General features: G+C 50.2%; 10 protein-coding genes. 9 read left to right on the forward strand and 1 reads right to left on the reverse strand.

Features of this window, described 5'->3' with window-relative positions:
- The first annotated feature begins 12 nt into the window (after positions 1-12).
- Positions 13-1,494 (forward strand): RagB/SusD family nutrient uptake outer membrane protein, encoded by a 1,482-nt coding sequence (locus M0L20_RS11785; RefSeq protein WP_248477132.1) that lies wholly within the window; start codon positions 13-15, stop codon positions 1,492-1,494.
- A gap of 387 nt (positions 1,495-1,881) precedes the next feature.
- Positions 1,882-4,362 (forward strand): zinc-dependent metalloprotease, encoded by a 2,481-nt coding sequence (locus M0L20_RS11790; protein WP_248477134.1) that lies wholly within the window; start codon positions 1,882-1,884, stop codon positions 4,360-4,362.
- Between the two features lie 79 nt (positions 4,363-4,441).
- Here the strand turns inward: M0L20_RS11790 and M0L20_RS11795 are convergent, their stop codons facing one another.
- Positions 4,442-6,832 (reverse strand): TonB-dependent receptor, encoded by a 2,391-nt coding sequence (locus tag M0L20_RS11795; protein ID WP_248478078.1) that lies wholly within the window; start codon positions 6,830-6,832, stop codon positions 4,442-4,444.
- A gap of 174 nt (positions 6,833-7,006) precedes the next feature.
- Between M0L20_RS11795 and M0L20_RS11800 the strand changes: the two genes are divergently transcribed.
- From M0L20_RS11800 to M0L20_RS11830, 7 genes are all read left to right on the forward strand, one after another.
- Entirely contained in the window at positions 7,007-9,358 is a 2,352-nt protein-coding gene (locus M0L20_RS11800) for a TonB-dependent receptor (protein ID WP_248477136.1), read from the forward strand.
- A gap of 2 nt (positions 9,359-9,360) precedes the next feature.
- Entirely contained in the window at positions 9,361-10,683 is a 1,323-nt protein-coding gene (locus tag M0L20_RS11805; RefSeq protein ID WP_248477138.1) for a DUF4374 domain-containing protein, read from the forward strand.
- A gap of 50 nt (positions 10,684-10,733) precedes the next feature.
- Positions 10,734-11,957 carry a PepSY-associated TM helix domain-containing protein gene (locus tag M0L20_RS11810; protein WP_248477140.1) on the forward strand — a complete coding sequence of 408 codons (1,224 nt, stop codon included), beginning with the start codon at positions 10,734-10,736 and terminating at the stop codon, positions 11,955-11,957.
- Positions 11,954-12,313, forward strand: a complete 360-nt coding sequence (locus M0L20_RS11815; protein ID WP_248477141.1) for a hypothetical protein — start codon at positions 11,954-11,956, stop codon at positions 12,311-12,313. The genes M0L20_RS11810 and M0L20_RS11815 overlap by 4 nt, the downstream gene beginning before the upstream one ends.
- Before the next feature lie 181 nt (positions 12,314-12,494).
- Positions 12,495-13,166: a TetR/AcrR family transcriptional regulator gene (locus tag M0L20_RS11820; RefSeq protein ID WP_248477142.1), complete on the forward strand. Its 672-nt coding sequence runs from the start codon at positions 12,495-12,497 to the stop codon at positions 13,164-13,166.
- A gap of 75 nt (positions 13,167-13,241) precedes the next feature.
- A complete protein-coding gene (locus tag M0L20_RS11825) occupies positions 13,242-13,718 on the forward strand; it encodes a MarR family winged helix-turn-helix transcriptional regulator (RefSeq protein WP_248477143.1) in 477 nt (158 codons plus the stop codon).
- Between the two features lie 56 nt (positions 13,719-13,774).
- Entirely contained in the window at positions 13,775-15,106 is a 1,332-nt protein-coding gene (locus M0L20_RS11830; RefSeq protein WP_248477144.1) for a TolC family protein, read from the forward strand.
- Positions 15,107-15,108: the final 2 nt, after the last annotated feature.

Below are 15,108 nucleotides of genomic sequence, written 5' to 3' on the forward strand. Positions count from 1 at the left end.
CATCATCAACCCATGAAAATAAAATTTCTGACGCTTGGTATGGCGCTGCTCCTGCTGACCACGTCGTGTGAAAAAGAGTATCTGGACACAGCCCCCACTGGTAGCATCGACGCCAGTGCGGCCTACGCCACAACAAAAAATGCCAGTGCTGCGATCAACGGAATTTACCGGGCGATGGTCGTGCGGTACTTAAGTTCGCAGGGACACTTTGGTCATCCGGCCATGATGATTATCCAGGATGTACTCGGTGAAGACGTGGTAATCAGCAACACATCGAACACCTGGCATTTAAATGAAACACGCTGGCAGGCGCACCGTGACGAGACCTCTACGGGCGACCAGTTGCCTTACCAGCTCTACTACCGGCTCATCGGTAATGCCAACATCGCGATTGCCAACATCGACAATGCCGCTGGTACCCAATCGGAGCGGAATCAGGTAAAAGGCGAAGCGCTTGGCATTCGGGCTTTTTCCTATTTCAACCTGGTGCAGCTCTTCGGTAAGCGGTACGACGCGGCTGCTAAACCCAATAGCCAGCTTGGTGTACCCCTGGTGTTGACGCCCATAACGGAAGGCTTGCCACGAGCAACTGTAGAGGAAGTTTATACGCAGATCAACAAAGATTTAGCCGACGCTGCTACGCTGCTGTCCAGCACCCGCAGCTTTAAGTCGCACATTAATCTTGACGTGATCAAGGGCCTCCAGGCACGCGTGGCTCTAGCGCAGCAAAACTGGGCTGATGCCGCCAAATATGCCGCCGATGCCCGAAAGTCGTACTCGCTGATGAGCGTTGCGCAGTATCAGGAAGGTTTCTCGGACATCAGCAACCCCGAATGGATGTGGGGCTTCGATCACGTTGAAGATCAGTCCGAAACGTTTGGCGCGTTTCATTCGTACATATCGTCGAACTTCAACTCGACCAATATTCGTGCGACGCCGAAGTCCATCAATAGCCTGCTTTACGATCAGATTCCCACGACGGATGTGCGGTCGAAGATGTGGGTGAAAACGCCAACGGCGGCTAACTCCGTTGTGCCGACGGGTGGTGTACGGGTACCTTATCTGAATCAGAAATTCCGGTTGCCGGGTACGCCTTCAACCAGTACGATGGGTGACGTTCCGTACATGCGTGCCGCAGAAATGTACCTGATCGAAGCCGAAGCACAGGCGCGTCTGGGCAATACCGCTCAGGCCGCTACTGCCTTGTTTGATCTGGTCAGCAAGCGCGATCCATCGTATGTCAAGTCAACCAAAACGGGCACAGCATTACTGGACGAGATTTTGTTTAACCGTCGTATCGAGCTTTGGGGTGAAGGTTTCCGGTTTACCGACCTGAAACGTACAAATCAGCCGCTGAACCGCAACGGAACAACCAACATCAACAGTGCTGTGGTGGTGCTCTTCGACGTACCGGCTGGTGATAATCAATGGGAATTCCTGATTCCGCGACGCGAGATTAACGCCAACCCGAAAATCGTCCAGAATCCGCTGTAAACGGCGAGTTTGTTTTCGGACTTGATACCATGCGGCAGACTGACTACTCAGTCTGCCGCATTTTTTTGTGGGTTAAAAGACGGTGTATTATGTTATCCTGACAACGGCCCGGACCGCCAGTAAACATGTAGATAACTTCTAAAAATTGGTAGTTTTTTTGTCATTCCGACGCAGGAGGAATCTTCGGGAGTAAAAGATTCCTCCTGCGTCGGAATGACAAAAACGTTAGTAGGGTAAAAGAATAAATAGCGGTATCAGTTAATATCAAATCCGTAGAAAGCCCTTTAGCGCTTTACATCTGTAGTCAAGGCGACGCCCATATCTCATCCATTCATCCGTAAGCGATTTTGCTGTATCTTGAGCGGTAAATACAACCATCTATTTCCTATGAGAAAACGCTTATTTGCTCTTTTTTACCTTGCGCTCGCCGTTAATTGCCAAATTTTTGCTCAATCGCCCGCTGAGTCTGGCTCGGCGGTGACTATCGCTACGTTTACGAAAGCGATGGAGCGTAATCCCGGTTTTATGACCTATTACTGGGATGCAAAAAAAGGAAAGATCTGGCTTGAGATCGATAAATTCGACACCGAATTTCTGTATTATCCGACGCTGGCGCAGGGCGTTGGATCGAACGATATTGGCCTGGATCGGGGCCGGCTCGGACAGGAACACGTTGTAAAGTTTCAGCGCAGTGGTCCGAAAGTGCTGTTGATCGAACCCAACTATGCGTATCGCGCGATCAGTAACGACCCGCTCGAACGGCAGGCAGTCAACGAATCGTTTGCGAAATCGGTGCACGCCGGTTTCGATATTGTAGCCGAAGAGAATGGAAAGGTATTGGTCGATTTGACCTCTTTTCTGATGCAGGACGCCGTTGGAGCGGTGCAGGCCATCACCCGAACCAAGCAGGGTACCTTTAAATTTGATCCAAGTCGTAGCTCGTTTTATTTGCCGCGCACAAAAGCATTCCCCCAAAACACCGAGTTTGAAACAATCATTACGTTGACCGGCGATAATCCGGGTGCTTTTCTGCGCGAGGTAGCCCCAACGCCGTCCGCGATAACCATGCACCAGCACCATTCGTTTGTGCAACTGCCGGACGATAAATACAAGCCCCGCGCTTTTGACCCCCGCATCGGTTACGGCGGCATCGAGTATTTTGATTACGCTACGCCCGTTAATCAGCCGATTATGAAACGCTACATTTCGCGGCACCGGCTGGAAAAGAAAAACCCATCGGCAGCAGTTAGCGAAGCGGTGAAACCGATCATTTACTATGTCGATCCCGGCACGCCCGAACCCATTCGTTCAGCGCTGGTAGACGGTACAGCCTGGTGGAATCAGGCGTTTGAAGCGGCTGGCTATAAGGACGCCTTTCAGGTGAAACTGCTTCCTGCTGATGCCGATCCGATGGATATTCGGTACAACCTGGTGCAGTGGGTTCACCGGTCCACACGGGGCTGGTCGTACGGCGGCAGCATCATCGACCCCCGAACGGGCGAGATTATCAAAGGAAAAGTAACGCTCGGTTCGCTGCGTGTGCGTCAGGACTATCTGATCGCCCAGGGATTAGTAGGCGATTATGCGAGTGCAGCCGCTCCGTCGTCGGACCCGATGATGCAGATGTCGATTGAACGCCTGCGTCAACTGGCCGCGCACGAAGTCGGTCATACGCTTGGCTTACCGCATAACTACATTGCCAGCACGCAGAACCGGGCGTCGGTTATGGATTACCCAACGATGGTGGCTAAGGTGAAAGGAGCCAGTATCGATCTGTCCGATGCCTATACCAAAAACATTGGTGAGTACGATAAATGGAGCATTCGCTACGGCTACGAACAATTTCCGGCCGGAGCGGACGAGAAAAAAGCGCTGGACAAGATTGTGGGCGATATGCACAAAGCGGGCTTAACCTTCCTGACCGATCAGGATGCGCGTCCGGAAGGATCGGCCCATCCCGGTACCCATTTGTGGGATAACGGCAACAATGCGGTTGACGAGTTGAAACGGGTGTCGGAGGTTCGCAAAATTGCGTTAGCCAATTTCTCGGAGAAAAAAATACCCGTCGGTACGCCAATGGCCATGCTCGAAGAAGTGCTGGTGCCGATGTACATGTTTCACCGCTATCAGGTCGAAGCGGCTGCGAAAGTGGTGGCTGGTCAAACCTACGCCAATGCACTTCGGGGCGACGGCCAATCGGTGCTGTCAACGGTTCCGGTACAAGAGCAGAAACGGGCATTGGACGCTTTGCTGACGACAATCGACCCGGCTTTTCTGGCGCTGCCAAAATCAGTTTTGACGTTGATTCCACCCCGGCCTTTTCGCTATGAGCCCAACTTCCGGGAAGTGTTCAAACGGCGGACGGGCATTACGTTTGACCCAATGGCCGCGCCCGAAGCGGCTGCGGGCATGACACTGCAAATGCTGTTCAATACGGAGCGGGTAAGTCGGCTGGTAGCGCAATCAGCCCTTGATCCGGCGCAACTTAGCCTGGAGTCGATGCTGGATCAATTGCTGGCGGCAACCTGGTACAAAGCGGACCCCGCCGACGGGTATCAGGCCGAAGTAAAGCGGTTAACGGATAAGCTACTGCTGCAAAAGATGATTGATCTAGCCAATAACCAGGAAGCAACATCGCAGGCACGGGCCATAGCAGGGTTGAAATTAAGTCAGCTGAAAGCGAAACTCAATGGCGCTGATGCGAATTCGAAACTAGCCGCTCACCATTTTTTTGCGCTGGATCAGCTTCGTCGCGCCGAGGGTAATGTAGCCGATATTAAGCCGACAAATCCGCAGACGCCACCCGATGGGGCTCCGATTGATCCCGGTCAGGAATGGCTAGCTCCTGCCTGCGACTGGAGACCTTAAACGATATTGCCAGTACAAGGCATAAAAAAAGCGTATCGAGAGCCCTCGATACGCTTTTTGCATTGGTCCGTTCTATTTGCTAAAATTTGTAAGCGATACTTCCAACAAAACTTCTCAGTCGCTGTGGATTCATCGTTGTGTAGCCAATCCAGTAATGCTGGTTGGTGAGGTTGTCAACTTTGGCCGAGATGCGGAACTTCCGCTGGTCGTAGAATGCTGATGCGTTCAATACCGTGTAGGCTGGTAGGCTGAATACGCCCTGGCTTACGCTGTTCTGAATCTTGTTTTCGCTGGCGTAGTTGCCCCCGAAACCAAAGCCTAGCCCTTTCACGACGTAGTCGGGTAAGCGGTAACTCAGCCACAGATTGGCCAGTACGGGCGAGGAGGCTGTCGTGGGGCGACGTCCGTTTACGTCGGCATCGGCTTGAGTCAGTTTCGAATCGTTGTACGAGAATCCGGCTACCACGTTGAAGCCCGCAAACGGGTTGGCAACCACGTCCAATTCTACACCCCGGCTTACCTGCGTACCGTCCTGCGTTTGGGCGAAGCGGGCAGCCGCTAGTGGGTTTGGATCGGTGCGAAGCAGGTTTTTTACTTTAATGTCGTAATAGCTGATCGTTGTCGTTAATCGGCCACTGAACGCGTTCAGCTTTACACCTGCTTCAAACTGATTGGCTTGTTCGAGTTTCGCGAATCGTTGGGTAAGGCTGTCGGAAGCCGTTACGTCATAAGCGTTGTATATGCCCCGGTTGTTAAAGCTGTTCTGGTAGTTGGCAAATACAGACACTTTATCGAGAATGGGTTGATAAACCAAGCCAAACTTGGGCGAGAAGGCTGTTTGCTGATAACCCGCAACGGCGCTCCCTTCTGTACCTCCTTTGTTGTCGAAATGGTCGACCCGCAACGCAGCCAGTACGCTCAATCGATCTGTCAAATTCAACACGTCGGACAGAAAAGCGCTGTATGTGTTCCGAATGCCGGTAACCGGATACGTAAAGTCGGGTGCTTTGCTGGCGTAAAGAGCGTTCAGATTGGCTCCGTTGAACTGGCTATAGTCGTAGTTTCCAGAAAGAGGAACCGTATCGTAGGTACTGCCGAAAAACAACTGGTTCGAATTGACGTGCAGGTAATCCAGACCAAGCACAAACCGGTTGCGCAGGCTACCGAGCCGGTTATCGCCGTTGAACAATTGCTGAACTTCGAACACGTCGTTGGTACTGTTGCGAGTCGACTGATCCGCCCGTACCAGGTTGTTGACGCCTAATGTGGTACCACCCGGAAGGAGGTAAAAATAGGGGCCGATACCGTTCGAATAGCTGTGACTGGTGCTAACGTTAGTCGATGACGTAAAACCGGGCGCGATGCGGTAATTGACCTGACCGAATACGTTTGTGCTTCGTGACTGTTGAGTCAGGCCACCGCCCATGTACGAGTTGCGGTAATCGATTGCTAGTTGGTCAGCGCGCGTAGCACCGAGTGTATAACCGGGAACGTAGAAAAATATAAGCTGCTTACCCACGATTTCAGACCGGAAAATCTCGGCGTCAACCTGGATCGACAGCCGGTCCGAAGGTTTGAACAGCAGGCTGGGAGCGAGCGCAAAATTGCGGTTAAAGCCAATCGTCTGGAAAGTGCCCTGATGGCTGAACGCCGTGTTGACGCGTAGCATCAGATTACGGCTGCTGGTGACAGGTGTATTCACATCGAGGCTGACCCGTTGAAAGTCGTAGTTACCCGCCGATACCGCAACTTCGCCACCGAACGTTTCGTAAGGCTTTTTGGTCACCCGGTTGACCAGGCCACCGTACGACGTGAGCGCACTGCCGAACAAGGTCGCCGATGGTCCTTTGATCGTCTCTAGTTTTTCGAGGTTAACGGCGTCGATATCGCTGGTCACGTTACCGGCCAGACCGTTCCGGAGCTGACTCTGCACGATGAATCCCCGTGTGCTGTAGTAGCTGCCACCGTCACCGGCGCGGCCTGTTGCTTCCCACATTTTCTGAATACCCGGTGCGTTGCGCATTGCATCGTCTACCGTAAAGACAAGCTGCTCGGTCAATAGCTCTTTGCCAATGGTATTGTAGACCTGAGGGTTTTCTATGTTTTTGAGCGGCATTTTAGACACGTAATCGCTGTTGGTCCGGGCAAACTTGTTGATCCGTCCCGTACTGACAATTACCTCCTGCAACTGCGCGGTACTTTCGGCCAGCATAAAATCCAGCGTTGCCGATTCAGAAGCCGTAAGGGTTATTTCTTTTTCGCTGGTCTTCAAGCCAACTGCCGTCGCCTGAACCGTGTAGGTTCCGGCTTTCACTCGATTTATCGTGTACTCACCTTTGCCGTTTGTGATAGAACCCTGGCCTTTTCCTTTCAAACTGACCGTTACGTATTCCGCAGGATCGCCGTCGGCAGTCGTCACTTTTCCTTTGATCGTCGCCACGGACTGAGCCAGCAGCGATACCGGTAACATCAAGACTATAAGAAGATTAGCTAGTCTGAAATGATTCTTCATTACTACTGTAATTATTTCGTCTGGCAAAGCAACAGCAAAAATGGCAGGAATAAAAATTATTTTTAATTAATCTAAATAATGATCGTTGGTAATTTATATTTGCGGCTGCCTCGTTGATCCTACCATTTTTTTATGATGCCACTCTACCGTATCAGCGGCTTGCTACTGCTGTGTTTTTTGCTCGTACCCTTATTGGCTCTAGCTCAAACCGGACAGTTAGCAGGACGCATCGTATTAGCCGACGACAAACCCGCCATTCAGGCGCACGTCACGCTGAAAGACACTAAACAATCAGCCATAACGGATTCTGCCGGTCGCTTTTCTATCCATAAACTTCCAGAGAGAACATACACGGTGTTGGTTTCATCAGTGGGACACCATCGGCACGAAGAAACCATTGCGATCAAAGCCGGGGTAACAACCGAGTTAATCGTTACGCTTAAACCGTCATCGGTCGATCTGGGTGAAGTACAGGTTGTTGGCAAATCGGAGTCGTCTAAACTATCGGCGCAGCCAATTACAGTTTCGAGCCTGGATATCAAGAACGTCTTTGAAAGGAAATCGTCCGTTACCGATGCGCTCGATCAGGTGTCCGGTATTCGGGTACGTTCAACGGGAGCTGCGGGTGCTCCCGCCGATATTTCCGTCAACGGATTACGGGGCAACTCGGTCCGGCTGTACATCGACGGTATACCCATCGAATTTGTGGCCGCTGGCCTGAACATCAGTCAGATACCGATCAATTCAATCAAGCGCGTTGATGTGTACAAGGGGGTTATGCCGGTGGATATCGGGACGGATGCCCTGGGCGGAGGAATCAACGTCGTTACAAATCAGGCTCAGTACAATTACCTGCGGGCTTCCTACCGAATCGGGTCATTCAACACTCATCAAGGTGGTCTGGTGGTGGGAGCGGTGAACCGACAAAAATCGGCTTATATCAACCTGACTTCTTCGTACGATTATTCCGATAACAATTTCAAAATGCGGGCGGTCGATGTGGAGTCGGGACAGCCGATTACGGTCCGGCGGTTCAATGATCAGTATAAATCGCTGTACACCCGGCTCACCGCCGGTTTTATGAACCGGCCCTGGGCCGACGATTTGCAGCTTGGCGTTACGTATGCCGACATCTACCGGGCGTATCAAAACGGCTTAGCGATTGGCAATGTTCCGTTTGGCGAAGCGCACTATAAAGCCAACAACTACACGCTATCGTTGAAATACGAGAAGAGCTTCAACGAAAAAATAGCCCTCTCGTCGCTAACCAGTTACGGTAGGCTTGACTACGTTTTTACCGACACCACCAAAAACATCTATAGCTGGACGGGGAAAGTCATTCGCCGGTCAAATTTTGGGGGTGAAAGTAATAACCATGCCGGACCGCTGTTTCCGCATATTTCAACCGATGGCGTGGTTAACCGAACCACGGTAGCCTACGCATTAGGCAACGCAGGGCGACTCACACTCAGCAACTTTTACGCCTGGAAAAAGCAAACCGGTTACAATCCGCTTATTCAGGAAGCGGAGGGCGAAATCGATTACCTCAGACGTCCGCAGGATCTGATCAAGAATATCACCGGCCTGCAATACGAAACCAATCTGTTCCAAAACAAACTCACCGCTATCGTCGCCGGAAAGCTGTTCCACGTCAACTTGCAGGGTATTGAACGATTGACGAACCTTCCGATCTCGTTGGCGAATACGAAACCCGGTGGAAATGTGTCGTTGAAATATGCGATCAGCGATCAGTTGTTTGTGCGCACTTCGTACGAGAACGCGATGCGTATCCCGGATTTTGTTGAAGTCTTCGGCGACAATGCGACTATTGTGTCCAACCTCGGTATTCAGCCCGAACGAAGCAACAACCTCAATCTTGGTGGTGCCTTCACGCGCTATTTCGGCACTAAGTTCCTCAACGTAGAATTGAATGGATTTTATCGGGCGCAAAAGAACCGCATCATCCTGAACGCGAACAGTGGCTTTTTTGCCCGCTACGAGAACCGGCAGGAAGTAACCGTGAAAGGGGCAGAGCTGGCCGTGAAAGCCAGTCCGCTGGCGAACCTATTGGCAACGGTTAACTTGACATATCAGGACATTCGAATTGTGAAAGTAGCCGATCGTACGCAGGAGTTTATGCAAGGCTTACGGTTGCCGAACGAACCAATATTCTTTTTCAATACGGAGCTGCGTTATACGTTTCGCAACCTGCCTGACGACAACAATCTAGGCGTTTTTGTCTTCTACAACCGCATTAACGAGTTCGCCCACATTTTGACCGGTGCTCAGTACAACCAGGACAATTACATACCGGCTCAAAATGTCCTTGATGTTGGCGCTTCGTACAAATTCCTGAAAAAGCATCTAACCGCTTCGCTGAATGTCCAGAATGTGCTGAACAACGAACTATACGATTATTACCGAGTACCCCGGCCCGGCCGTAACGTCAATTTTCAACTGATTTATGAGTTAAACAACCGCTAACTATGAAGACGATTTGGTACAAATCTTTACTGCTCAGTGCCTCCCTGCTTGCATTGCTATCATCCTGTTCCAAAGAGGATAACGCAACACCTACGACACCCACAACAACCGATAAAACCTCCGGTTTTGTAGCTTCCACGATTGCCTATTCACCCTCTGGCTCCAGCTATTTTGCGGGTTATTTCGATGGAATACCCTCTGGTCAGATCGATCTAACCCAGAAGACTTCGTTTAAATTCATTAGTCCAGTCGCTACGTATAAGAATGCGTTCTTCTCGCAGGCTACTGACGGCACAACGGGCTTATCGAAACTAGTCGTTGATGCGACCGGTAAGATCGTAGTGAAAGGCAACATTCCTACTACGTCGTACATCGGTGGGGTGAAGATCATCAACGAAACGCTGGGCGTTTACGCCGAACAGTCAACTGCCGGAAAGCTGTTCACGTTCGACCCATCGACGATGACCAAGACGGGGGAGATTGATATGACTGGTGCCAAAATCATCGATACCAACGACGCCAACCTGTATTACAACATGGTATACCGTGCGTCGGACAATCGCCTGTTCGCTCCGTTATATACCTCCAATTCAAAAACGTCGCAGTACTACGACGCCACGAGCATTTATGTCGAAGTCATTAACCTAACGACAAAAAAGCGGGAAAAAACAATTGAGTTTGCCAATGCAATGGACCCGTACCAACGGGGTTCGCTCAATCCGCTGATTGATGAAACAGGGAATATCTATTTTCTGACGCAGGGATCGTATGGACTGGACGGTAAAGTGGGGTCTAATGCGCCGGTTTCGTCAAAACCACAGATCATTAAAATTCCGGCGGGGACAACCGAATTTGATGCATCGTACCGATTCAACCCGGTTACGGCACTTGGCTTTCCTAATCTGATCGTTCAGATTGCGGTAGGTGGTGTTTACGACAAGAACGGTATTGCTTATGCCTGCGTAACGGCGGGGGAATATCCGGCTCGTGTTACGGAGCTAATCACTAAGTTCGCCCAGGGTAAAGCCACGGCTGCCGAGCAGGCTGAACTGTATCAATTAGTGATCTACGGCTCAAACTACAAGTGGGTCAAGCTGGATTTGAACGCTAAAACAGCAACGGCTATTCCGGGTATGCCTTTTACCGCCGGATTCTCTTATCCGAACTCGTACAAATACGATGATAAGCTGTACTTCCAGATGCTCAATGACGCGGAGAAAGTAAACGGCTTCTACGAATACAATCCCGCTGACGGTTCAGCTAAGTCGCTATTCAACATCACGGCGGGTGGTGTGGCGGTTGGTCTGGTTAAGTTATCGCAGTAGAAAATAAGAGTAGTCTAACCGAACGTGCTGTTTACTAAATCAGGGTAACCATGAAAGCAGAATCCCTTCGGAAAAAGAAAAACTGGGCCAGCCATCAGAAAACGTGGTACGGTAAATGGCACGTCTGGTTAGGACTGATTGCCGGAACCATTATCCTGATTGTCAGCCTGACCGGAACGATTTTGGTATACCGCGATGAAATTGATCAGGCGCTAAATCCAGAATTATTCAAGGCACCAGCTCAGGGGCAAAAGCTGTCGTTCGGGCAGATTACCGAGCAACTCAAACGGGATCATCCCGACTGGAAACCGGAATTTTTGTTCCGAGCCGAGGGTAATAACCATGAAAATCTGCCTTACCGCGCTCATCTGGAAGGGAAAGAACCGGAGCGGGAAATTTTCGTCAACCCGTACACGGGTGCGGTTACCGGCTCGCGCATTCACGATTCGGCGTTTATCGACATCGTACTGGAGATACACCGCACGCTGCTTATTCCAGTCGTTGGTCGCTATGTGGTGGGGATCAGTGCGTTGATACTCGTTATTTTAACGATCAGCGGTTTGCGGTTGTGGATTCCCCGGCAGTGGAAGTACCTGCAATCGCGGCTGGTTATCAAGCGGAATGCCAGCCTGTCACGTCAGAATTACGATCTGCACCAGGTGCTGGGTCTGTATTCGTCGCCGATGGTACTGCTGATTGCCTTGACGGGGGTCGTTATTACGTTTCTGACGATTATTGCGCCGGTCATGTTTCTGGTGAGTTTCGAGAAGCCGAAATCACTGGCGCAGATTCTCAATAATAAATCGGTCTACGTAAAAGGGGCTAAACCGATCAGCATTGATTCGGCGGTTGCCATTGCGCAACGGGCCTTCCCACCGAAAAGCGAAATTCGGGGGGTGGTCTTTCCCGATGGGGTGAAAGGAGCCTACGCGGTGTATGGGCAGGGACCTTACGTAACGAAAACGGGCGACAACAATTTTCTCTACGTTGATCAGTATTCAGGCAAAATTAATTTCAATACCGCTGTCGATCTGCCGAATACGGGAAAAATGTACTTGAACTGGGTGACGCCCATCCATTACGGAACCTTCGGTGGCAGCGTAACCCGCGTGGTTGCTTTCATAGCCTCGCTGATCCCTTCGATACTGTTTATTACGGGGCTTGTTATCTGGTGGCCCCGCTGGAAAGGGAAAGCAAAGAAAAAGTTGCGTAAACGCCGAACGATGTCCCCGGTTTCTGATTTTGAATCACCGCCAAACCCAAATCAACGATGACTAGTGAATGTCCCACTGCCCAGGAAGCAGTTCTGCCCTGGTTTACCAGTCAGGTGAAGCTGGGTATTCGGTATGGGCTGTATTTCCTTGCCGTAGGTTTTGGCATGGGTGCTATCTACGGTATCTTCGGTGGGCTGTTTCTGCAACCTGCTCTGTTTGCGACCAGCCTGATCGGTATTTTTTGCCTGATGAACTTTCCGGCTTCCGTCGTGGCTATACTGGTCAATCTGCTCCTGGCACTGTTTAAGAAGAGTAGCCGCCCGGTTTACCGTTACTTTGGCCTGTCGCTGGGATTTGCTCTTGTATACCTACTTTTTTTCTACGTGCTCCACGTAAGCCATGTGTCTGTATTCTGATCGATAAATCAGATAGATGTCATAAATTTTTGCATTTTACTAATAAAGGTCATTCTGGTGTTAACCTCAGAATGACCTTTTGTGCGTTATAAATGACCGTTTATCAAAAAAAGCTAAAAATCTGAATTTGACTAAACAAATAAAATCTACCTTTGTTAGATAATTTGCAAGGCGTTAGATAATGAGTGTCACAGATCGCAGAACACGGCAAAAAGCAGAGGTACGGCAACGGATTCTGGACGCGGCTCGGCAGATAGCCCGTGAAAAAGACTGGAATGCGGTAACGATACGGAGTATTGCCGAAGCAATCGACTATACGCCCCCCATCGTATACGAGCATTTTGCCAACAAAGAGGATGTCTTAATGACGATCGTAAAAGCTGGTCACGACGAGAATCGACGCGCGTTTGACGAAATCCTGGCTATGGAACTCAATGCCGACGAAAAGATAGTTCGCCTGTCAATGGAGAACTGGAGGTTTGCCCATGATCGACCCGAGATCTATCGGTTGATGCATAACCCGGATCGCATCGAGCAGCACCGGGACATGATCTTCGAAGGCATGGCCGAGACGAAGCATAAGATTGAAGGGCTGTTTGGCGAAGTGTATTCGGACTCTGAAACAGTGGGCGAAGTCATTTTTAGCTGGTTCTGCATGATGCAGGGGTACATCAACCTGATTACCAATATTCAGCCGCAACAGGGGGCCAAGCTGCTCGAAAAAGTTGAAGACCCCAATATGGTAGCGCTCTTTAAGAAACCGGACATGTTGTTTGAACGGGCCATTCGTCGGTTCATTCAAAGCATTGCAACTCCGCCATTTCCCAGTCTCGAACCAAGTATTAGTACGTAACGAAAATCTAAAAAATTAGCCAACTTTTTTACCCGCAATTTGGTTGATATATCAACATAATGATGGTCTTACGGCATGATTACGGATAAAGAGGCAGAACTACGGGATAAGTTATCGGAGCGGATGGGGCGGATATCGCTCTTCACCATTACCCACGTTGGTCATTTGATGGGTAAGAAAGCTAACCGCGAACTGGTCCGTTCGGGCTTCCGGCTACAGCTGGAGCAATTGCCGATCCTGTTTATTATTTACTTCTCGGGAGATAGTTTGTTGTCGCAGCAGGAGATAGCCAACTTGCTTCACAAAGATAAATCGGGCATTCAACGTTCTGTACGCACTTTAGAACGAGATGGTTATTTACGCATCGTTGCGGATGAGGTGGATCGTCGGAAAAACCTGATCCGGTTGACACCCGCCGGGCAACTGGTGGTCGAGAAGGTTATCGAAACGATTGAACAGATCGATCAGCAGGTTACCAATCAATTACCGGCTGATGAACTAAGCTCATTTCTGTCGACGCTGCATAAAATAACTTCTCTGTTGGATAAATAAATTTTTTATTGATTAGTTGATATGTCTACTGTAGATAGCTCAACTGTATTTGACTCATGAAACATAAAATTGTACTGGGCTTATTGCTGATGCTGGCACAAAGCAGCTGGGCCCAATCAACCACTAATTTTCGGTTGAAAGATTGTATCGACTACGGTCTTCAGCATTTTGGCACCGTACGCATCGCTCAGTATCAGATTGAAAACGCGAATCAGCAGGCTCGTCAGGCGCTGGGACAATATTTGCCTCAGGTGTCGGCATCGGGAACGGCGATCGATAACCTGAAGCTTCAGCAAAGTATTATTCCGGCGGGGTTGTTTAGTCCCGAACCCCAGGTACTGATCATCGGCCAGAAGTATCAGTTGAATGTGACGGGTCAGGCTTCTCAGACGATTTATGACCGGGCGCTGTTGCTTGGCATCAAAGCCAACAAGCCGAACCAGCAACTGGCGCAATTGAACACTCGCCAAACCCGCGAGGATATTATTTACAACATCGCGAGTAACTATTATCAAGTGTTTATCTCGCAGCAGCAGATTGCTTTGCTTCGCGACAACTTGGAACGGACTCAGCAGGTGCTGAACATTCTGAAGTTGCAGCGCGACAATGGCGTCATTCAACCCGTTGATTACACCCGTACCGAAGTTAACTACAACAGTACACAGTCGCAGCTGACCTTAGCAGAAAATGATTTAAACCTGGCTTACAACCGTCTGAAGTACCAGATGGGGCTGCCGGACGATCAGAATCTGGTTTTGTCGGATTCGACCTTGCTTACGCAGCTTCCTACGCTGGAGCAGACGCCATTTAATGCGCAGGACCTGGTTTCGTTCCAGCAGGCTTCGACCAACCTGGATCTGCAACGGCTGCAATTGAAACGGATACAGGCTGGTTATATACCTACTGTCAGCTTTACCGCCAACTACGGTACACTCAACCTGGGGGCTCAGAAACTTGATCAATTGTTTGACCGATTCGCTGGTTTCGGTAGTATCGGCCTGCGCCTGAACATCCCCATCTTTGACGGTTTGCAGCGCGATGCCCAGATTAAACAGCAGCGGCTCACTGTATTGACTCAGGAAGAACAGCAGCGCCTGAATGTGGCGTCGTATCGGTTGCAGTTCAACAATGCGCAGTCGCAGATCCAGCGTGCGCAGACGAATCTTCAGAACAACGACCGCAACGTAAAGCTGGCTCAGGAGGTGTACAACATCACGACCCTGCAATACAAACAAGGCGTCAAATCACTGACCGATCTGGTGAATGCGGACACGTCGTATCGTCAGGCCCAGTCCGATTACATCAATTCGCTCATCAATCTGTACCAGGCCCGGCTTGATCTCGAACAATCCAAGGGCACATTACTTAATTTCTATAATCAACTGTAAGA

It is taken from the genome of Spirosoma liriopis (genome assembly GCF_023196085.1).
Lineage (GTDB): Bacteria > Bacteroidota > Bacteroidia > Cytophagales > Spirosomataceae > Spirosoma > Spirosoma oryzicola.